Source organism: Methylobacterium sp. AC315, from assembly GCF_979253755.1.
On the sequence record NZ_CEEDEA010000009.1, the window covers coordinates 60,946 to 80,213 of the forward strand.

Sequence of the window (19,268 nt, forward strand, 5' to 3'; positions counted from 1 at the left end):
AGAAAATGCGGTGGCACCCCGCAGACCCTCAAGCCGGGCCGTCGTCAGGTGGCCAGCAGCGTCGGGATCCCGGCGAGTTCCTCGGCCACCTGAGCTTCCAGGCGCCGCAGATCGTTGACCCGCTGCCGGTTCTGCCAGAACGCGGTCTCGTTCCCGAACAGCTTGCCGAGGCGCAGCGCCATGGCGGCCTTCGCTGGCTGCCGCTCGGCCATCAAATCGTGGAGCGCCCGGCGCGACACGCCGAGCCGTCGGGCGATTGAGCAAAATGTGCGGGCATGAAGCCTCTCGCGAACTGTCGGCGACTTCGCCTCACGGCGTCCCCTTCCAAGGATTGATGACGGTCGGGCCGGCCGCTTCGAACGGACCGACGTGGCGGGCGGCGACCGTCATTTCGTGCGCGGCGGCCGTGGCGGCGATGTAGCCGTCCGCCCGGCCGATGCCTCTGCCGGCCGCCCTCGCCCGCGCCATCAGGGCCGCGTACGCCTGGGAGGCGGCCAGATCGAAGGACAGGATCCGCCCCGAGAAGACGGGCAGGACCTCGCCTTCCAGACGCTCCTGATAAATCCGGCGCTGATTGCCGTCCGGCATCGTCGCCAGGCCGAAGCGCACTTCAGCGACGGTGATCGTGGACGGGTAGAGAGTCTCGACCATCTGCGCATCGGTCCAGGCGATCACCGTGTGGTCCGGCTGGGACTTCCAGGGTTCCGCGATCACATTGGTATCGAGGACGATCATTCGAAGCGCATCGGCTCGACCGGTGTCCGTTGGCACAAAGCCTCGATGTGCTCCGCTTCGGCTTCGGTCATCCCGCCGGCGTCGCGCGCGATGGACGCCAGCAGCGATCCGAGCTTCAGGCGGCCCTCGGGCTTAGCGGCCTGTTCGGGGGTGCTGCGGATTTCAGCCTCGGTGCTGCGACCGCGCAATGCGGCCCGCGCACGCAGGGCGCGATGCTCCGCGTCGAGAACGTTATGGATCGTGATGGCCGGCATCGACCCAACCTCCGACGCCGGACGGTAATGATTGCATTCCATCATGATGCAATCACGTCGCGCGACCCAGCGGCCTGGGAGCCATGCGGATCAGCTGGATGATGACTTCGCCGCCGGCGACGGCATGAAAAAGCCTGCGTGGGACTGGTGTCCCGCGCAGGCTTTTTTATTGATCCGAAGCCGCCCGGTTGAACCGGGCGGCGAAACCATCGGGTCTCACTCGTCGTCGGTGCGGGCCTTCTTGAAGGCCGCGCCGAGGATGTCGCCCAGCGAGGCACCGGAATCGGCGGAGCCGAACTGGGCCATCGCCTCCTTCTCCTCTGCCACTTCCAGAGCCTTGATCGAGACCTGGACGCGGTGGGCCTTGCGGTCGAACTGCACGACGCGGGCATCGAACTTCTCGCCGGCGGCGAAACGCTCGGGCCGCTGGTCGCCGCGGTCGCGGGCGAGTTCGGCGCGGCGGACGAAGGTGGTCATGTCGGTGTCGACGATCTTCACCTCGACGCCCGAATCCTTCACCTCGACGACTTCGCAGGTGACGATCTGACCCTTCTTGATCTCGCCGGCCTCGGCGAAGGGGTCACCGCCGAGCTGCTTCACGCCCAGCGAGATCCGCTCCTTCTCGACGTCGACGTCGAGAACCTGGGCGCGGACCATGTCGCCCTTCTTGAACTCCTCGATGACCTGCTCGCCGGGACGGTTCCAGTCGAGATCCGACAGGTGGACCATGCCGTCGACATCGCCTTCGAGGCCGATGAACAGGCCGAACTCGGTCTTGTTCTTGACCTCGCCCTCGACCTCGGAGCCGACCGGGTGCTTCTCGGAGAAGGCCTCCCAGGGGTTCTGCAGGGTCTGCTTGAGGCCCAGCGAGATGCGGCGCTTGACCGGATCGACTTCCAGGATCTGGACCTCGACCTCCTGAGAGGTTGAGACGATCTTGCCCGGATGGACGTTCTTCTTGGTCCAGCTCATCTCGGAGACGTGGATCAGACCCTCGATCCCCGGCTCCAGCTCCACGAAGGCGCCGTAATCGGTGATGTTGGTCACGCGGCCCTTGAGCTTGGCGCCCTCCGGGTAGCGGGCGGCGATGCCCTCCCACGGATCGGCGAGCAGCTGCTTGATACCGAGCGAGATCCGGTGCGTCTCGTGGTTGATCTTGATGATCTTGACCTTGACCGTCTGGCCGATGGTCACGACCTCGGACGGATGGTTCACGCGGCGCCACGCCATGTCGGTGACGTGGAGCAGGCCGTCGATGCCGCCGAGATCGACGAAGGCGCCGTACTCGGTGATGTTCTTGACGACGCCGTCGATGACCTGACCTTCCTCGAGGTTGGCCACCAGCTCCGAGCGCTGCTCGGCTCGGCTCTCTTCGAGCACGGTGCGGCGCGACACGACGATGTTGCCGCGGCGGCGATCCATCTTGAGGATCTGGAACGGCTGCGGGGTGCCGAGCAGCGGGGTGACGTCGCGAACCGGACGGATGTCGACCTGCGAGCGCGGCAGGAACGCCACGGCGCCGTCGAGGTCGACGGTGTAGCCGCCCTTGACCTGGTTGAAGATCGTGCCGGTGACGCGGTCGTTGTTCTCGAACGACTTCTCGAGCTTGACCCAGCTCTCCTCGCGGCGCGCCTTGTCGCGCGAGATCACGGCTTCGCCGAGCGCGTTCTCGATCCGGTCGACGTAGACCTCGACCTCGTCGCCGACCTTCAGCTCGCCTTCCCGGCCGGGGCCGGTGAATTCCTTGAGTGCGACACGGCCTTCCGTCTTGGCGCCGATGTCGATGACGGCCACGTCCTTCTCGATCGCGACGACGCGACCCTTGACGACGGACCCTTCGGTGATCTCGTGCTCGAGGAAGCTCTCCTCGAGGAGGGCGGCGAAATCATCGCGGCTCGGGCCACGCCCCAGAGCGGTACCTGCGGTCATTCTCTCTCCTGAACGGCCCCCATCGGAGGCCCTTTGCGTCGGCGGCTCGCGTTGCACGCACCCCCGGTTCGCCGCGGCCGCTCCCGAAACCTTGAGGGAGAGGCGGCCGGTCCCGCGGGATCCGGCTTGCCGACGCGTCGATACGGATGACGAGGGCGATCCAGCCGGCGACGCGGCGGGCGCACAGAAAATGAGCGCGCGCGAGCGGAATCCGGGAGGACGCGCGCTCCATACAGCATCGGCTTAACGACTTCAACCGAGCGGGATTTCCTGCTCGCGGCCGCTCCAGTCAGGCCGCCTGCGCCAAGACCGCCTGGGTCTCCTCGACCGCGTCGGTATGGGCGTCGAACCGAACGAGGCAGGCAGTCCCCGAAACGGGGTCAGCGCTCAATCGGTAGCGTCGCGGCCCCGGGCCATCACGATCCGCGGCTGGTCGGCCGGGCGTCGTACATGTACCGGCAGCCGCCCTTGGGGCCTTCCAGATAGACGTCGCGCGATAGACCTCTAACCACGCAGCAAAATCCATCGGCGCCGGGTCCTTCGGCACGTCGATCTGCCAGTGGTTCCGTTCGCTCGACTGTTGTCGTCCATCGACAGTGCTTGAATATGCAGCACGCGATGCCGTCCGTCCGGGTGGTCTGCTCCGGATGCACATCCGCGGCGCAGACCTGCCGTGCCCGGCACCATGTTGCATCGCACAGGGCAGAACCGTAACGCTGCCCGCGATGCAGATCTGCGGATCGGCCCCGGCGCTGCGGCGCGCGACCGTACCGCCGCCGGACGAACGATGCCTATGACGCTCGACAAGCTCTCCCTGCCCAAGGACAAGATCCGGATCCTGCTGCTCGAAGGCATCAACGACAGCGCAGTCGCGCTGATGCAGGCGGCCGGCTACACCAACCTCACCCGGCTGCCGAAGGCGCTGGACCGCGAGGCGCTGCACCAGGCCCTCCAGGGCGTGCACATGGTGGGCATCCGCTCGCGCACGCAGCTCGACGCGGCGGCCTTCGAGGTCGCGGACCGGCTGCTGGCGGTGGGCTGCTTCTCGGTCGGCACCAATCAGGTCGATCTGGAGGCCGCGCGCCATCGCGGCATCCCGGTGTTCAACGCGCCGTTCTCCAACACCCGCTCGGTGGCGGAGCTGACGATCGGCGAGATCGTGATGCTCCTGCGCCGGATCGTGCCGCGCTCCGTCGGCGCCCATGCCGGCCGCTGGGACAAGTCGGCGGTGGGCTCGCTGGAGGTTCGCGGCAAGACGCTGGGCATCGTCGGCTACGGCAATATCGGCACGCAGCTCTCGACGCTCGCCGAGGCGATGGGCATGCGGGTGCTGTTCTACGACCACACCGACAAGCTGCGCCACGGCAACACCGAGCCGACCAAGACGCTGCACGATCTGCTGGCCCAGTGCGACGTGATCTCGCTCCACGTGCCCGAGACGGAGGCGACCGCCAACATGATCGGCGCGGCCGAGATCCGGGCGATGAAACCCGGCGCCTTCCTGATCAACAACGCCCGCGGTACCGTGGTCGACCTCGACGCCCTCGCGGCGGCCCTGCGCGACGGCCATCTCAAAGGCGCGGCCATCGACGTTTTCCCGGTGGAGCCCGGCTCCAACACGGAAACCTTCGACAGCCCGCTGCAGGGCATCGAGAACGTGATCCTCACGCCCCATATCGGCGGATCGACCGAGGAGGCCCAGGAGCGCATCGGCGCCGAGGTCGCCCGTAAGCTGGTGGATTACTCCGATATCGGCTCGACGGTGGGGGCGGTGAACTTCCCGCAGGTCCAGCTTCCGGCCCGGCCGACCGGCACCCGGTTCATCCACGTGCAGCGCAACCTGCCCGGCATGCTCGGCCGCCTGAACGATGTGTTCTCCCGCAGCCACGTGAACATCGCCGCGCAGTTCTATCAGACCGACGGCGAGGTCGGCTACGTGGTGCTGGAGACCGACGCCACCAATGCCGACGCCGAGACGCTGCTCACCGAGATCCGCGCCATCCCGGGCACGATCCGGGCGCGCCTGCTCTACGAGCGCCGCTGAACCCAAGCCGATTTCGCGCCAAGCCGATTTCGCGCCAAGCCGATTTTGCGCCGGCCGCATCGAACGCGGCCGCTGTTGCCGCGTTCGCCTTGCGTGGCGATGCCGGGCGTTGTTCAAGTCACGCCCGGCCGCGTTGCTGATGGATCGGCCGATCGGCGGAGGATGTGCGGTGACGAAGCGTATTGGATGCGGATTGACCGGCGTCGCGCTCGGTCTGGTCGGACTGGTGGTGACCGTCTCCGATGCGTCCGCCGATTGCCTGCGCCGGATCTACAACCGCTCGACCTACGTGCTGGTCGCCCGCCAGGACGGCTCTCCGCCCGCGACCCTGCTGCCGGGCCGGTCCCTGCCGGTGCGGCTGTCGCGGCCCGGCCAGATTGCGATCTCGGCGTATTGCGGGCTTCCGGAGGCCGGGGGCAGCCCGGTCACCCAGGCGACCTTCGATTACGAGGCCGTGCTCGATCGCTGCTTCGTCCGGTTCGGCAGCGACGAGTTCTTCGCGACGCAGCTCGGCCGGGGCTTCTTCGGGACGCAGGAGACCGCCCCCTTCACGGTCAACAACCCGCAGCAGGGCGACATCGTCCTCGGTCCCTCGGCCCTGCCCGCCTGCACGGTGCCGCGCGTGGTACTCGACCGGCGCGGCTGAACCCGCGGCCGGCTCCCGCCCGCCGGGTCGATGCGTCAGAGGTAGTGCCGGAAGACGACCCGCCGGTCCTCGGCGGCGCCGGGCGGCGGAGCCGGCGTCAGAAACGGGCTGGCGAGCCGCAGCGCGATCAGGCTGAGCCCTGCAAGCACCGGGGCGACGTATCGGAACGGGCGAGCGAGCATGTGCGCCTCCGCCGCGACGTTGACGACTCAGGCGGAGACCTGAGTGCAGCCCTGACGCGTGCCGAAAGCATTGCACTCAACCGCCCGATCCGGCGTGCCGAAGCGCACATGCGGCGTCACGCGCGCGCACACGATCACCTGCGTGCCCTGGCTGCGTCCCGTGCGCGACGCTCGTCCCTACGGTGACGGTCATCCGTTTGCGTCGGCGGCATCGCTGGCGCGTATCGCAGTGCCCTCCTATGGTAGCCCGATGGGGGACTTCGCCGCGCGCGCCGCGACGATGCTCCCCTGCGCCGAACCAACAGCGTGAACGAGGACGCGCGTATGCTGACCCAGACTGGCAACACGATCCTGCGTGGGGATCTCGGCGTCGAGGAGACCATCGAATCCGACAACATCGTCCGGTGGGATGGCGAGCGGCTCTACGTCGAGCAGGACGTATTCCACAACGGCCAGCTCGTTCACCGCAAGTACCGCCGCACCGTGTCGGAGCCGGTGGCTCAAGCGCTCTGGGCGATCATCAACCGCGCCAAGCAGTGAGCGTTCGCCGGTAAGGCCAGCGCCGCGGGCGCAAGCATTCCAGGGCGGGCGCGCCACACGACTGCGCCCGCTCTCCCCTGCTTCCGACCACGCACGCAGCGTCGCCGTGCGGGACTTGGTGTCCTGGTAGACGTAGCGACGATCAGGCGTCTTGGAAGCGACTTACCGTCTGGTTCGGCGCTCGCGCAGTCCTGCTTACGCAGCGACCACGTTCAGGGGCGCAGCCGCGGAGAGCACGTCCGTCTGACGGGCGTCGAGGCGGCTGTGGGCGTTGTCGAACGCACTCCGCACCGTCGCGCTGGCATCCTCGACCGCGACCAGCACGGCCAGCTTCTGGGCGCTGGCACGATCCGCGAGGCTGCGGGCCGCCGAGAGCAGCGAATGTTCCAGGCTCTGGAATTCAGCCGTCGCCTCTTTTCCAGCCTCGCGGGTCGCCGCTGCCAGACGCTCGAGCGCCGCCTCTAGGGCATGACGCAGGACAAGCGTTCGCACGCGCTCCTGAAGGAGCGCCCTCTCGTCGAGTTTCATTGGGCCAAGTCCGCGACTGGGAACAGAAAGAAGATCTCACACTTTCCCGAACCGCGCAGCCACCTTTTTGCAACAGCGAAATACAGTTCCTCTTTTCGAGAATCGATCAGTGTGGGACACGATCGCTTCACGGTCGAATTTGATATTGTCGATTGATCGATATCTTATCAGTCAACGACGAAAAAATAGGCTTATGAGAAGGATTCGTCCCTAAGATCTCTGGGCGCTCGGCGCATTCGCCCCGCAGAAAGTCAATGGCGAACGGGGGCCGATGGCTTTGGTGCCCCGCCGGTTCGTGCCCCGTCCTGTCGGATGCGAGCCCGCGGAGATGACCCGTTCGCTACAGGAAAAGGCCACCTGTGTCCGGACCGGATTTTCGGATTTGCGTAGGTCGCGCGACGACCTTCGAAGGCCGCGTATTGCGCGATGGACGTTCAGTAAGGAGTCCCGCGCAGACGCCGCGCGTGCAGGGCCTCGGCATACCACTCCAACTCGTCGAGGAACCGTCCGGCCGCCTTCTCGACCCAGTCATCCGCCGGCGTGCCGTCCTCCCCGATCACCTTCTGCAGTCGCGGGATCGGCAGCAGCGATGGAATGCTGGGCATTCCCAGCTCGGCGAGCATGGCGCGGAGCGGCATCGCCGCCCGGACTCCACCGAACTGTCCGGCCGAGTAGCAGCAGATCGCCGACGGCCGCCAGTAATACTCTTCGAGGAAGTGGTCGAGAGTGTTTGAGAGAGCCGGCGGAACGCCGTGATTGTACTCGGCCGAGACCATCAGGAAGGCGTCCGCCTGGCGATAGAGGGTGGCGAGACGCTCCAACGGCTCCGGGGCGGTGCCGGCTGGATATTCCTTGTACATCCGGTCGAGCAGCGGGAGCTTGAGTTCGGCGGGATCGACCAGCGGGGCGCTGTGGCCGCGCGCTTCGAGCCGGGCGATCAGGAACCTTGCCGCACGGATGCCGATGCGGTCGGTGCGGACGCTGCCGAGGATGACGGGAACGGTGAGAGGCATGGCGATCTCCGGGCCGGCCGACGATGCCTGAAACCTAGTTCACCATCCCGGATGCCGCATCCCCGCTGCTGCGATGCGGTATCGATCGTCCCGGGGAGGCGTCTTGGCGAACTGCCGCTCCGCTTCGAGGCGATGCTTGCGTCGTCTCCGGTCTGCGATCAAGACCGGGGACGTCACGGAGCGCGCGGCCCGTCCGATCAGGTCTTCGACGTGGTCGAGAGGGCGGAGGCCGCGAGGCCGACCGGCCCGGCTGCGGTGTAGGCGGCAATCGCCTTCGTCACCTGCTGCAGCAAAGCCTGCAGGCCATCCTGGATTCCGCCGGACGCATCGGTCTCGCCTGTCGCCGCACCGGAATTCGCCGCGACCGCGGCGCTGCTGGACGCCGCGGAGCCGGAGCCATCGGGGCCGGCGGCGCGGGTATGATGCCCGTGTTGGCGATGGGCTGGCGCGGCATCGCCCTGGCTCTGGCCTCCATCCGAACCGTCGCTCGATGCCTCGGTGATGCTCTGCGCGGACGCGGGTGCCGCGAAGCCGCCCTGCGCGCTGATCTGGCTGAAGTCGGACTGCACCTTCAGCAGCGACGCCATCAGGTCGTTCGACAGCCCCGGGCTGGACGCCGTGCTGCCGGAAGCGGTCGTGGCCGCCGTGCCGGCTGACGGGCTCGCGCCGTCGCTCGGCACCGCGAACGCGCTCGCGTCGGTCTGCTGGGCCGACGCACCGCGCGTTTGACGCAGGGCGCTGATGAGGTCCCGCTGGAGGCTGCTGCTCGTGACCGAACCGACCGACATAATACGTCCTCGTGAAATCCTTTCTCGGGACGATGCACGCCGCGGTCCAGATATTTGCCTGTGATTTCAACGATTGAGACGGGCGGTGGGCCGGCAGGATTCGCCACGCGGCAGCTTTTGCCGGCTCGGGGGCAGCGGCTTGGCTCGGGCGGACCGCCCAGCGCGCGTCCCCTCTCCTTGCAAACACGCGGCTTCACAGAACGCGGGCCGGATGATTCTGCACCAGGAGAGAAGTGGTTCCGAAGGGGGCACGCCCTCTCCCCCTTTGCGGGGAAGGATGCCCTTGGGGCCACCGGGATTAAATCCCACAAGTGGGGAGCGACGGCGCAGACCCCCCGCAAAGGGTGGGGGGAGACGCGCCCGCGGTTAGCCTTGGCCCCCTCCGGCAGTGATGGGTGAACCCGACGGCCCGCACGGGAGAGCGGGCCATCCGCGGCCCGCGGGCCCGATGAAGGCACTGCCCCACCCCGCCGATCCTCATGCGATCCTAATAAGATCGCCCGCCTCTCCATCTCGAACCCTAACGCGGTTCCCGCCCACAATCCGGGTCGGCCGGGATCGGTCGCGGCATGGCCGCCGACCGCCCGCAGAACCGAAACGGACCCCTCATGCTCGACCTAATCTTCATCGCCGCGGGACTGGCCTTCTTCGCCCTCAGCGAAGGCTACGCCGTCCTCTGCGACCGCCTCTGACGAGGCGTCCAATGACCTTTGCCATGACCCTCGACCTGACCCTCGGCGCGCTCGTGACCCTCGGTCTGCTCGGTTACCTCACCTACGCCCTCGTCCGCCCCGAGCGGTTCTGAGCGGCACGGACGGACCCCTCCCATGACCCTCAACGGCTGGATGCAGATCGCGCTGTACTGCGCGGTCGTCTTGGCGCTCGTGAAGCCCCTCGGCCTCTACATGACGCACGTCTTCAACGGGGAGCGTACGCTCCTGTCGCCGATCGTTGCGCCGGTGGAGCGCGCCCTCTACCGCGTCGCCGGCATCGACGCCCGGCAGGAGCAGCACTGGCTCGCCTATGCGGGCGGGGTGATCCTGTTCCACCTGCTCGGCTTCGCGGTGCTGTACGCGATCCTGCGGCTGCAGGCGTTCCTGCCGCTCAATCCGGCCGAGCAGGCCGCCGTGGCGCCGGACCTCGCCTTCAACACGGCCACGAGCTTCGTCACCAACACCAACTGGCAGGCCTACGGGGGCGAGACCACGCTCTCGTATCTTGCCCAGATGCTCGGGCTCACGCACCAGAACTTCCTGTCCGCCGCCACCGGCATCGCGGTCGCGGTGGCGCTGATCCGCGGCTTCGCCCGGGCCTCCACCGGCACCATCGGATCGTTCTGGGTCGACGTCACCCGGGCGACCCTCTACGTCCTCGTGCCGCTCTGCATCCCGTACGCGCTGTTCCTGGTCTGGCAGGGCGTCCCGCAGACGCTCGGCGCCTCGGTCGACGCCACCACGCTGGAAGGGGCAAGGCAGACCATCGCGATCGGCCCGGTGGCGAGCCAGGTCGCGATCAAGATGCTCGGCACCAACGGCGGCGGCTTCTTCAACGCCAACGCCGCGCATCCGTTCGAGAATCCGACCGCGCTGTCGAACTTCGTCCAGATGGTGTCGATCTTCGCGATCGGGGCCGCCCTGACCAACGTGTTCGGCCGCATGGTCGGGGACGAGCGCCAGGGCTGGGCGATCCTCGCCGCGATGGGGATCCTGTTCCTCGCGGGCGTCCTCGTTACCTACTGGGCGGAGGCTCAGGGCAGCCCGGTGCTCAACGGCCTCGGCTTCGCGGGCGGGAACCTGGAGGGCAAGGAGATCCGCTTCGGCATCGCTGCCTCGGCGCTGTTCGCGGTGGTGACCACGGCGGCGTCCTGCGGCGCGGTCAACGCCATGCACGACAGCTTCACGGCGCTCGGCGGCATGATCCCGCTGATCAACATGCAGCTCGGCGAAGTCGTCATCGGCGGCGTCGGGGCCGGCCTCTACGGCATGCTGGTCTTCGTCATCGTGGCGATCTTCGTGGCCGGCCTGATGGTCGGGCGCACCCCCGAATATCTCGGCAAGAAGATCGAGGCACGGGAGGTGAAGATGGCCATGCTCGGCATCCTGTGTCTGCCGCTGATGATGCTCGGCGGCACCGCCCTGGCGACCGTGCTGCCGGCGGGCCTCGCCGGGCCGGCCAATGCCGGGCCGCACGGTTTCACCGAGATCCTCTACGCCTACACCTCGGCTTCGGCCAACAACGGCTCGGCCTTCGGCGGGCTCACGGCCAACACGCTGTTCTACAACAGCACCCTGGGCCTCGCGATGCTGGTCGGCCGGTTCTTCGTGAAGATCCCGGTGCTCGCCATCGCAGGCTCTCTCGCCGCCAAGAAGACGCTCCCGGCCTCGGCGGGCACGTTCCCGACCCATGGCGGGCTGTTCATCGGGCTGCTGGTCGGCGTGATCCTGATCGTCGGCGGACTGACCTTCTTCCCCTCCCTGGCGCTGGGACCGGTGGTCGAGCACCTCGCCGGTTCGGCCGGCCAGACCTTCGCCAGCGGAGGCTGAAATGCCGCGCACGCTCCCGACCCGGCGGATGCCGCGCCATCACCGCCTGCTTCACCGGACATCCCCGCTCCGGCACGGGGCCGGTGCGCCGCCGCCGCGGACCTCCGACCTCGTCCTGGCGCTGCTCGGCACCCTCCTGCTCGCCGCCTTCGCCCTGATGGCTGCCTGCGCGCTGACCGCTGGCACCCCCGCCCCCTGACGCATCCCGAGGCTCGCGCGACGGGCCTGCCCGCCCCGCTTCGGACACCCGACCCATGTCCCGCCAGACCGCATCCCTGTTCAGCCCCGCCCTCGTCGGGCCGGCGCTCATCGGCTCCGTCAAGAAACTCGATCCCCGCGCCATGATCCGCAACCCGGTCATGTTCGTGGTCGAGGTCGTGGCCGCGCTCACCTCCGTGCTGTTCGTCCGCGATGTCGCCACTGGCGGCGGCGACCTGCTGTTCTCCGGCCAGATCATCCTGTGGCTGTGGTTCACCCTGGTCTTCGCCAACTTCGCCGAGGCCCTGGCCGAGGGGCGCGGCAAGGCCCAGGCCGACAGCCTGCGGCGCACCCGCACCGAGACGATGGCCAAGCGCCTCACCGGTCCGGGCGGTCGCTACGAGACCGTCCCGGGCACCAGCCTCCGGGTCGGCGACGTGGTGCTGGTCGAGGCCGGCGACCTGATCCCCTCCGACGGCGAAGTCATCCAGGGCGTCGCCTCGGTCAACGAGGCGGCGATCACCGGCGAGTCCGCCCCGGTCATCCGCGAATCCGGCGGCGACCGCTCGGCGGTGACCGGCGGCACGCAGGTGCTCTCCGACGAGATCCGGGTCCGGATCACCGCGGCGGCGGGCTCGACCTTCGTCGATCGGATGATCGCCCTGGTCGAGGGCGCTTCGCGGCAGAAGACCCCGAACGAGATCGCCCTGAACATCCTGCTTGCCGGGCTCACCCTCGTGTTCGTCTTCGCGGTGGCCTCGATCCCTAGCTTCGCGTCCTATGCCGGCGGTGCGATCCCGCTGATCGTGCTCGTGGCACTGTTCGTCACCCTGATCCCGACCACGATCGGCGCCCTGCTCTCGGCCATCGGCATCGCCGGCATGGACCGGCTGGTGCGCTTCAACGTGCTCGCCCTGTCGGGCCGCGCCGTCGAGGCGGCGGGCGACGTCGACACCCTGCTGCTGGACAAGACCGGCACGATCACCCTGGGCAACCGCCAGGCGACCGCGTTCCGGCCCGTGGCCGGCGTCACCGAGCAGGACCTGGCGGACGCGGCCCAGCTCGCCTCGCTGGCCGACGAGACCCCGGAGGGCCGCTCGATCGTGGTGCTGGCCAAGGACGCCTACGGCATCCGTGCCCGCGACATGGCCGGCCTCAACGCCAGCTTCGTGCCGTTCACCGCGCAGTCCCGCATGAGCGGTGTCGATCTCGACGGAATCTCCATCCGCAAGGGCGCGGTCGAGGCGGTGATCGCCGCGGTCTCGGCGCAGCCGATGGCGAGCCGTGGCTCGAACGCCGCCCTGGCCTATCGGCCGGAGGCGGAACCCGAAGCCGTCGCCGAGATCCGCGCCATCGCCGAGACGATCGCCAAGGCCGGCGGGACGCCGCTCGCGGTCGCCCGCGACGGCCGGCTCCTGGGTGTTGTCTACCTGAAGGACATCGTGAAGGGCGGCATCCGCGAGCGCTTCGCCGAGCTGCGCCGGATGGGCATCCGCACGGTGATGATCACCGGCGACAACCCGATGACCGCCGCCGCCATCGCCGCGGAGGCGGGCGTGGACGACTTCCTGGCCCAGGCCACCCCGGAGGACAAGCTGGCGCTGATCCGCCAGGAGCAGGCGCAGGGCAAGCTCGTCGCCATGTGCGGCGACGGCACCAACGATGCCCCTGCCCTCGCCCAGGCCGATGTCGGCGTCGCCATGAACACCGGCACGGTGGCGGCCCGCGAGGCCGGCAACATGGTCGATCTCGACAGCGACCCGACCAAGCTCATCGAGATCGTCGGCATCGGCAAGCAGTTGCTGATGACCCGCGGTGCCCTGACCACCTTCTCCATCGCCAACGACGTGGCGAAGTACTTCGCGATCATCCCGGCGATGTTCCTCGGGCTCTACCCGCAGCTCCAGGCGCTCAACGTCATGGGCCTCGCCTCGCCGCAGAGCGCGATCCTGTCGGCGATCATCTTCAACGCGCTGATCATCGTGGCGCTGATCCCCCTGGCGCTACGGGGTGTGACCTACCGGGCCGTCGGCGCCGCCGCGCTGCTGCGCCGGAACCTGCTGATCTACGGGCTCGGCGGCGTCCTGGTGCCGTTCGCCGCCATCAAGGCCATCGACCTCGCCGTCACCGCCCTGCACCTCGCCTGAACCGGTCCATCGGAGATCCGCCATGCTCAGCCAGCTTCGCCCCGCCCTCGTGCTCCTCACCATCCTGACGGCGATCACCGGCCTCGCCTACCCGCTCGCCGTGACCGGCCTCGCCGGCCTCATCTTCCCGGCCCGTGCCGCCGGCAGCCTGATCGCACGCGACGGTCAGGTGATCGGCTCGGCCCTGATCGGCCAGAGTTTTACCGGCGCCGCCTACTTCCACGGCCGCCCCTCGGCCACCAGCGCGCCGGACCCGGCCGACCCGTCCAAGACCGTGCCGGCGCCCTACAACGCGTCCAACTCCTCCGGATCCAACCTCGGCCCGACCAGCGCGGCGCTGGCCGGGCGGGTCAAGAGCGACCGGGATGCGCTGACTTCGGAGAATCCGGGCCACCCTGTCCCAGTCGATCTCGCCACGGCAAGCGGTTCGGGCCTCGACCCGGATATCTCGCCCGACGCCGCCCTGTTCCAGGTGCCGCGGGTCGCCAAGGCCCGCAACCAGCCCGAGGACCGCCTGCGCCAGCTCGTCGCCGCGCAGATCGAGGGCCGCACGCTCGGGCTGCTCGGCGAGCCACGGGTGAACGTGCTGGCGCTGAACCTCGCGCTGGATGAGTTGGGTCGGCGCTGAACGGCCATCCAGGACGCTCGGCATCGTCCCCGATCCATCCCGGCGGGACGATGCATCTGCTTCGACGGCCGTCGGCCTGACGGATCGGATGGCCGAGACAGCTCGAGAGGCGACATCTCGTGAGCCGGTTTCTCGAAGCGACCTCACTCCAACCCTCGGGCTGAACGGTATTTACAGGCGACCCACATTGGTATCGTGGTCGATGGACGGGCGCCCCAGGCTTTCCCGCCCGGATGCGCGTACGGGTGCCTGGCGCGTATCCGCCGCGATCGTCAGCACTCTCGGGGTGTCATGAGCGACCTTGTGCAGAGAAAGGCGGACGTGATCGCCTTCTACGAGCTGATGTTCAACGATTGCCGGCCGCGGGAGGCGATCGAGCGTTACGCTGGGGCCGAGTACGTTCAGCACAATCCGCATGTGGCCACCGGCAAAGACGGGTTCATCAGCTATTTCGAACGCATGGCGCGGGAATGGCCTGGCAAGCGCGTCGCGATCAAGCGCGCCGTCGCCGAGGGCGAGTTCGTGGTTCTCCACTGCCTCCAGCAGTGGCCGGGCGGGGATGACTACGCCACTATGGATATGTTCCGGCTCGATGCTGGTGGGAAGATCGTCGAGCACTGGGACGTGCTGCAAATCCTGCCGGAAACCGCCGCCAATCCCAATGGCATGTTCTGACGAGGCGACACGACTTTTTACCCCACCTCCACCTGCCCTACGACCTGCAACGTGGAAGGGGTTGTCGGGTGCGAGACCGGAGCGGCGGCAATCCGGCCCGTTGCGGACCCCATACGCGTCGCGCTGACCGCGGTCACGCCTGAAGGAACCATGCCCGAGACCGGCCGAGACCCGTCCCGTCCCACCCCCGAGGCGCTGCTGGAGACGGCGCGCCGGGAGACTCCGACTCGCGGACGGCTGAAGGTTTTCCTGGGGGCTGCCCCCGGGGTCGGCAAGACCTACGAGATGCTCACCATCGGCCGCGCTCGGCGCGAAGCCGGCATCGACGTGGTGGTGGGCGTCGTCGAGACCCACGGCCGGGCCGAGACCGAGGCGCTGCTCGACGGGTTTACGATCGTTCCGCGCCGCACCGTGCCCTACCACGGCACCACCCTCGACGAGATGGACCTCGACGCCCTGCTGGCCCTCAGGCCGGCCCTCGCGCTGGTGGACGAGCTTGCCCACACCAACGCCCCCGGCTCGCGCCACCCGAAGCGCTATCAGGATGTCGAGGAACTGCTCGACGCCGGCATCGACGTCTACACGACGCTCAACATCCAGCACGTCGAGAGCCTGAACGACGTGGTGGCGCAGATCACCCGCATCCGCGTGCGCGAGACCGTGCCGGACGGCATTCTGGACCGGGCGGACGACATCGAGGTGGTCGACCTCAACCCGGACGACCTGATCCAGCGGCTCAAGGACGGCAAGGTCTACGTGCCGACCAACGCCGAGCGCGCCCTGAAGCACTACTTCTCCCGGGGCAACCTCACGGCCCTGCGCGAGCTCGCCCTGCGCCGCACCGCCGACCGGGTCGACGACGAACTCGTCAGCCACATGCAGGCCAACGCCATCGCGGGGCCCTGGAGCGCCGGCGAGCGGGTGCTGGTCTGCATCAGCGCCGATCCGCGCTCGGCCGGCCTGGTGCGCTACGCCAAGCGCGTCGCCGACCGGCTGCACGCGCCCTGGACAGCCCTGTTCATCGAGGCACCGCGCGGCGGCTCCGGCAGCGAGGCGGCGCGCGACCGGATCGCCGAGACCCTGCGGCTAGCCGACCGGCTCGGTGGCGATGCCGTGACGCTGCCGGGCGGCCGGCGCGTCGCCGACGACATCCTGGCCTATGCCCGCTCGGCCAACGTCAACCACATCGTGGTCGGCAAGGCGGCGCGCTCCTGGATCTTCGAGCTGGTCAACGGCTCGGTGGTCCACGACCTCGTGCGCCGCAGCGGCAACATCAGCGTCCACGTGGTGCCGGGCGAAGCCGTGCCGGCCGAGGCTCCGGCGCGCCGGCCGGTCGCCACCGCCGCCCCGGCCGCGACCTTCGAGCCCGGCCCCTACGGGATGGCTGTCCTCGCTTCCGCGGTGGCGCTCGGGGCGGCACTCGTGCTCCAGCCCTATACCGGCATCGAGAATGCCGACCTGATGCTGCTCACCGCCGTGGTTGCAGTCGCCGTGCGCTGGGGGCTCGGGCCGTCGCTCGCCGCGGTGGTCACGGCCTCGCTGGCCTACAACTTCTTCTTCCTGCCGCCGGTCTACACCTTCACCATCGCCGACCCGACCAACGTCGCGGCGTTCCTGCTGTTCACGCTGGTGGCCGTGCTGGTCTCGAACCTCGCCGCCCGGGCCCGCCGCATCGCCATGATCAGCCAGGGCCGGGCCACCTCAACGGAGCGGTTGTTCGGCTTCTCGCGCAAGCTCGCGGGGTGCGGCACCCTGGACGACGTCCTCTGGGCCACCTGCGCGCAGGTGGCCGCCATGCTCAAGGTGCGGGTGGTCCTGCTGCTGCCGGACGGCAAGCCCGTCACCGTCCGGGCCGGCTACCCGCCCGAGGACCGGCTCGATGCCGCCGACCTCGCGGCAGCCCAATGGGCCTTCGACAACGACCGCCCGGCCGGGCGCGGTGCCGACACCCTGCCGGGCGCCAAGCGGCTGTTCCTGCCGATGCGTACCGGGCGCGGCACGATCGGGGTGATCGGCCTCGACGCGGACGGCAACGGCCCGATCCTGACCCAGGAGGGGCGCCGGCTGCTCGATGCGCTGGCCGATATGGGCGCCCTCGCCATCGAGCGGGTGCGGCTGGTGGAGGATCTCGATCGGGCCGAGCGCGCCGCCGAGACCGACCGCCTGCGCCAGGCGCTCCTGACCTCGATCAGCCATGATCTGCGGACCCCGCTGGCCTCCGTCCTCGGGGCCGCCAGCACGCTGCGCGACCTCGACGCCGACCTCGGCTCCGAGGCCAAGGCGGAGCTGCTGGCGACGATCATCGCGGAATCCGAGCGGCTGAACCGTTTCATCGCCAACCTGCTCGATATGACCCGATTGGAGGCGGGCGCGGTGGCCCCGAACCTCGCCCCCCAGGACGTCGCCGAGACCGTCGACACCGCCCTGCGCCGGGTCGAGCCGGTGCTGGCCGACCACCGGGTCACGGTCGACCTCGCGCCCGATCTGCCGGTGCTCCGCTTCGATCCGGTCCTGTTCGAGCAGGTGCTGGTCAACCTGCTCGACAACGCCGCCAAATATGCACCGGCCGGCTCGACCGTGACGGTCAGGGCCCGCCGAGAGGGCGACCGGGTGCGGCTGGACATCATCGACGAGGGCGACGGCCTGCCCGAGACAGAGGTCGAGCGGGTGTTCGACAAGTTCTACCGGGTGCGCAAGAGCGACCGGGTCCGGGCCGGCACCGGGCTCGGGCTGGCCATCGCGCGCGGCTTCGTCGAGGCGATGGGCGGCACCGTCACGGCCGCCAACCGGCGCGACCGCCTGGGGGCGGTCTTCACCGTGACGCTGCCGGTCCCGGCCCGGACCACGCCGAAGGACATCGCCGCATGAGCCCGACCATCCTGGTCATCGACGACGAGCCGCCGATCCGGAAGTTGCTGCGCACGGGGCTGTCCACGCAGGGCTATGCGATCCTGGAGGCGCCGAACGCCGCGACCGCCCTCGACGTGCTGGGGCGCGAGCGGGTGGATCTCGTCATCCTTGATCTCGGGCTCCCCGACATGCGCGGCCACGACCTGCTGCGGGCGATCCGGGCCCGCCATCCCGAGCTGCCCGTGGTGGTGCTGTCGAGCCGCACCGACGAGGGCGGCAAGGTCGACGCCCTCGACCTCGGCGCGGACGACTACGTGACCAAGCCGTTCGGCATGGCGGAGTTGCTGGCTCGGCTGCGCGCCGCCCTGCGCCACCAACTCGCCGTCCAGGGCGAGCGGCCGATCTTCCGGGTCGACCGGCTCTCGATCGACCTCGTGCGGCGGATCGTGAAGGTCGACGATGCCGAGGTGAAGCTCACCCCGCGCGAGTACGATTTCCTGCGCGTGCTGGTGTTGCATGCCGGCAAGGTGCTCACCCACGCGCAGCTGATGCAGGCGGTCTCGGTCTCCTCCGATCCGCAATACCTGCGCGTCTACATGCGCCAGCTCCGGCAAAAGCTGGAGGCCGACCCCGAACGCCCGCGCATCCTGCTGACCGAGACCGGTGTCGGCTACCGCCTGCGCGCGCCGGAGGACGAGCCGACCGTCTCTGAGAGCGGGCGGTCGCGCACCGGCGGCGCCTGAGAACGGGGCTTCGACCGGCTCAGAGCCGAAGCGCGATCCGTTCCGCCGAGACCTGCACGGCATCGGGGCGGTGATCGGTCTCCCCCGCCGCATAGTCGTACGCCGCCTCTCGGCTGCGGAACAGGCCACCGGCCCGCCCGTGGATCTCGATGGCGACCCAGCGCCCCTCCGGGTCCTGGCCGACGATGAACCGGGCGGTGTCCCCCGCGGGGGCGACGATGGGGATGGTGGGCGACATCGGCTGACTGGGGTTCCCGCGATCCTCCAGGGATCGCACCCGGACGGTGGACCCGAACGCATGAGGGATCGAGCGGGCCGCCCGGCCGATCTCATAAGGGTCGCGTTAAGATTCCGGGCTGGGCCCGCCTGCGCCGCCCGTTGAGGGCGTGATCGGGGCCTCAGGTGACTCCGCCCGGAGCGGCGCCGGTCACAGTATGCGGCTTCCGGGTGGTCGTCTCGCGCGGTCCTGACAGCAAAGACGCGGCATCGCCTGCCGCAGTAAAGCCGTCGAAAGCTATTCGCGCAACGTCTTCAGGAGGTTAACTGGGTGATGGCTCCCCGAGCAGGACTCGAACCTGCGACAAGGCGATTAACAGTCGCCTGCTCTACCAACTGAGCTATCGGGGATCACGAGCGGGTCTCTACACACCAAGATCGCGGGACGCAAGACCCTGAATGACGCGATCGGCACCGATCGTCTGGGCGCCCCCTGAGCGCCCCTGGAGAAAGGTGGTTTGCCGGCGCTCGACCGGGCGCGGCGTGGCATTTTTACAACGGACATTTCGGGGGCGACGCAGCGGGAGGTGCCGGCAGAAGGTGCGGCGG

General features: G+C 68.9%; 21 protein-coding genes and 1 tRNA gene. 12 read left to right on the forward strand and 10 right to left on the reverse strand.

From position 1 onward, the window contains the following. Window positions 1–44: 44 nt before the first annotated feature. The 4 genes from AC0IY0_RS16650 to rpsA form a co-directional block, all read right to left on the reverse strand. Window positions 45–212 (reverse strand): hypothetical protein, encoded by a 168-nt coding sequence (locus AC0IY0_RS16650; protein WP_187278304.1) that lies wholly within the window; start codon window positions 210–212, stop codon window positions 45–47. A gap of 97 nt (window positions 213–309) precedes the next feature. Then, window positions 310–735 (reverse strand): PIN domain-containing protein, encoded by a 426-nt coding sequence (locus AC0IY0_RS16655; protein ID WP_471764681.1) that lies wholly within the window; start codon window positions 733–735, stop codon window positions 310–312. Then, window positions 732–989 (reverse strand): FitA-like ribbon-helix-helix domain-containing protein, encoded by a 258-nt coding sequence (locus AC0IY0_RS16660; RefSeq protein ID WP_419829492.1) that lies wholly within the window; start codon window positions 987–989, stop codon window positions 732–734. Before AC0IY0_RS16660 ends, AC0IY0_RS16655 begins: the two co-directional genes overlap by 4 nt. 216 nt (window positions 990–1,205) lie before the next feature. Beyond that, on the reverse strand, window positions 1,206–2,918 hold the full coding sequence (gene rpsA, locus AC0IY0_RS16665) for a 30S ribosomal protein S1 (RefSeq protein ID WP_147853718.1): 1,713 nt from the start codon (window positions 2,916–2,918) through the stop codon (window positions 1,206–1,208). 793 nt (window positions 2,919–3,711) lie between these two features. Between rpsA and serA the strand changes: the two genes are divergently transcribed. Beyond that, window positions 3,712–4,962 carry a phosphoglycerate dehydrogenase gene (serA, locus tag AC0IY0_RS16670; protein WP_471764774.1) on the forward strand — a complete coding sequence of 417 codons (1,251 nt, stop codon included), beginning with the start codon at window positions 3,712–3,714 and terminating at the stop codon, window positions 4,960–4,962. 169 nt (window positions 4,963–5,131) lie between these two features. Further along, window positions 5,132–5,608, forward strand: a complete 477-nt coding sequence (locus tag AC0IY0_RS16675) for a hypothetical protein (protein ID WP_461231012.1) — start codon at window positions 5,132–5,134, stop codon at window positions 5,606–5,608. A 35-nt stretch (window positions 5,609–5,643) separates the two neighbouring features. On the opposite strand, the gene AC0IY0_RS16680 is transcribed toward AC0IY0_RS16675, so the two are convergent. Then, complete coding sequence (locus AC0IY0_RS16680; RefSeq protein ID WP_187193566.1) at window positions 5,644–5,790, reverse strand: hypothetical protein; 147 nt, start codon at window positions 5,788–5,790, stop codon at window positions 5,644–5,646. A 324-nt stretch (window positions 5,791–6,114) separates the two neighbouring features. Here AC0IY0_RS16680 and AC0IY0_RS16685 point away from each other — a divergent pair, with 324 nt between their 5' ends. Next, entirely contained in the window at window positions 6,115–6,330 is a 216-nt protein-coding gene (locus AC0IY0_RS16685) for a hypothetical protein (protein WP_461231011.1), read from the forward strand. A gap of 195 nt (window positions 6,331–6,525) precedes the next feature. Here AC0IY0_RS16685 and AC0IY0_RS16690 read toward each other — a convergent pair whose 3' ends face one another. The 3 genes from AC0IY0_RS16690 to AC0IY0_RS16700 form a co-directional block, all read right to left on the reverse strand. Beyond that, window positions 6,526–6,822, reverse strand: a complete 297-nt coding sequence (locus AC0IY0_RS16690; RefSeq protein ID WP_246692231.1) for a hypothetical protein — start codon at window positions 6,820–6,822, stop codon at window positions 6,526–6,528. A gap of 470 nt (window positions 6,823–7,292) precedes the next feature. Further along, complete coding sequence (locus AC0IY0_RS16695; protein WP_471764683.1) at window positions 7,293–7,871, reverse strand: NADPH-dependent FMN reductase; 579 nt, start codon at window positions 7,869–7,871, stop codon at window positions 7,293–7,295. 197 nt (window positions 7,872–8,068) lie between these two features. Further along, window positions 8,069–8,659, reverse strand: coding sequence for a cell wall anchor protein (locus tag AC0IY0_RS16700; protein WP_471764684.1), 591 nt, complete (start codon window positions 8,657–8,659; stop codon window positions 8,069–8,071). A gap of 569 nt (window positions 8,660–9,228) precedes the next feature. On the opposite strand from AC0IY0_RS16700, the gene AC0IY0_RS16705 reads away from it, so the two are divergent. From AC0IY0_RS16705 to AC0IY0_RS16745, 9 genes are all read left to right on the forward strand, one after another. After that, window positions 9,229–9,351, forward strand: coding sequence for a hypothetical protein (locus AC0IY0_RS16705; RefSeq protein ID WP_471764686.1), 123 nt, complete (start codon window positions 9,229–9,231; stop codon window positions 9,349–9,351). An 11-nt stretch (window positions 9,352–9,362) separates the two neighbouring features. Then, the gene (locus AC0IY0_RS16710; protein WP_210247817.1) at window positions 9,363–9,464 is read left to right on the forward strand and encodes a K(+)-transporting ATPase subunit F; all 102 of its coding nucleotides are present in this window, start codon (window positions 9,363–9,365) and stop codon (window positions 9,462–9,464) included. Window positions 9,465–9,486: 22 nt separating this feature from the next. Further along, on the forward strand, window positions 9,487–11,202 hold the full coding sequence (kdpA, locus tag AC0IY0_RS16715) for a potassium-transporting ATPase subunit KdpA (protein WP_471764688.1): 1,716 nt from the start codon (window positions 9,487–9,489) through the stop codon (window positions 11,200–11,202). A 1-nt stretch (window position 11,203) separates the two neighbouring features. Then, window positions 11,204–11,401 (forward strand): hypothetical protein, encoded by a 198-nt coding sequence (locus AC0IY0_RS16720; protein WP_471764689.1) that lies wholly within the window; start codon window positions 11,204–11,206, stop codon window positions 11,399–11,401. 55 nt (window positions 11,402–11,456) lie between these two features. Continuing rightward, window positions 11,457–13,547, forward strand: coding sequence for a potassium-transporting ATPase subunit KdpB (gene kdpB / locus AC0IY0_RS16725; protein ID WP_419829487.1), 2,091 nt, complete (start codon window positions 11,457–11,459; stop codon window positions 13,545–13,547). 22 nt (window positions 13,548–13,569) lie between these two features. Continuing rightward, complete coding sequence (locus AC0IY0_RS16730) at window positions 13,570–14,175, forward strand: K(+)-transporting ATPase subunit C (protein WP_471764691.1); 606 nt, start codon at window positions 13,570–13,572, stop codon at window positions 14,173–14,175. Between the two features lie 291 nt (window positions 14,176–14,466). Continuing rightward, window positions 14,467–14,850 (forward strand): nuclear transport factor 2 family protein, encoded by a 384-nt coding sequence (locus AC0IY0_RS16735; protein WP_471764693.1) that lies wholly within the window; start codon window positions 14,467–14,469, stop codon window positions 14,848–14,850. Window positions 14,851–15,000: 150 nt separating this feature from the next. Continuing rightward, window positions 15,001–17,718 carry an ATP-binding protein gene (locus tag AC0IY0_RS16740; protein ID WP_471764694.1) on the forward strand — a complete coding sequence of 906 codons (2,718 nt, stop codon included), beginning with the start codon at window positions 15,001–15,003 and terminating at the stop codon, window positions 17,716–17,718. Further along, window positions 17,715–18,443: a response regulator gene (locus AC0IY0_RS16745; protein WP_419829483.1), complete on the forward strand. Its 729-nt coding sequence runs from the start codon at window positions 17,715–17,717 to the stop codon at window positions 18,441–18,443. Before AC0IY0_RS16740 ends, AC0IY0_RS16745 begins: the two co-directional genes overlap by 4 nt. Window positions 18,444–18,462: 19 nt before the next feature. On the opposite strand, the gene AC0IY0_RS16750 is transcribed toward AC0IY0_RS16745, so the two are convergent. Together AC0IY0_RS16750 and AC0IY0_RS16755 are read right to left on the reverse strand one after the other, a co-directional pair. After that, window positions 18,463–18,681 carry a hypothetical protein gene (locus tag AC0IY0_RS16750; protein WP_419829482.1) on the reverse strand — a complete coding sequence of 73 codons (219 nt, stop codon included), beginning with the start codon at window positions 18,679–18,681 and terminating at the stop codon, window positions 18,463–18,465. Window positions 18,682–18,994: 313 nt separating this feature from the next. Next, window positions 18,995–19,070 (reverse strand) — tRNA-Asn (locus AC0IY0_RS16755). Window positions 19,071–19,268 lie beyond the last annotated feature (198 nt).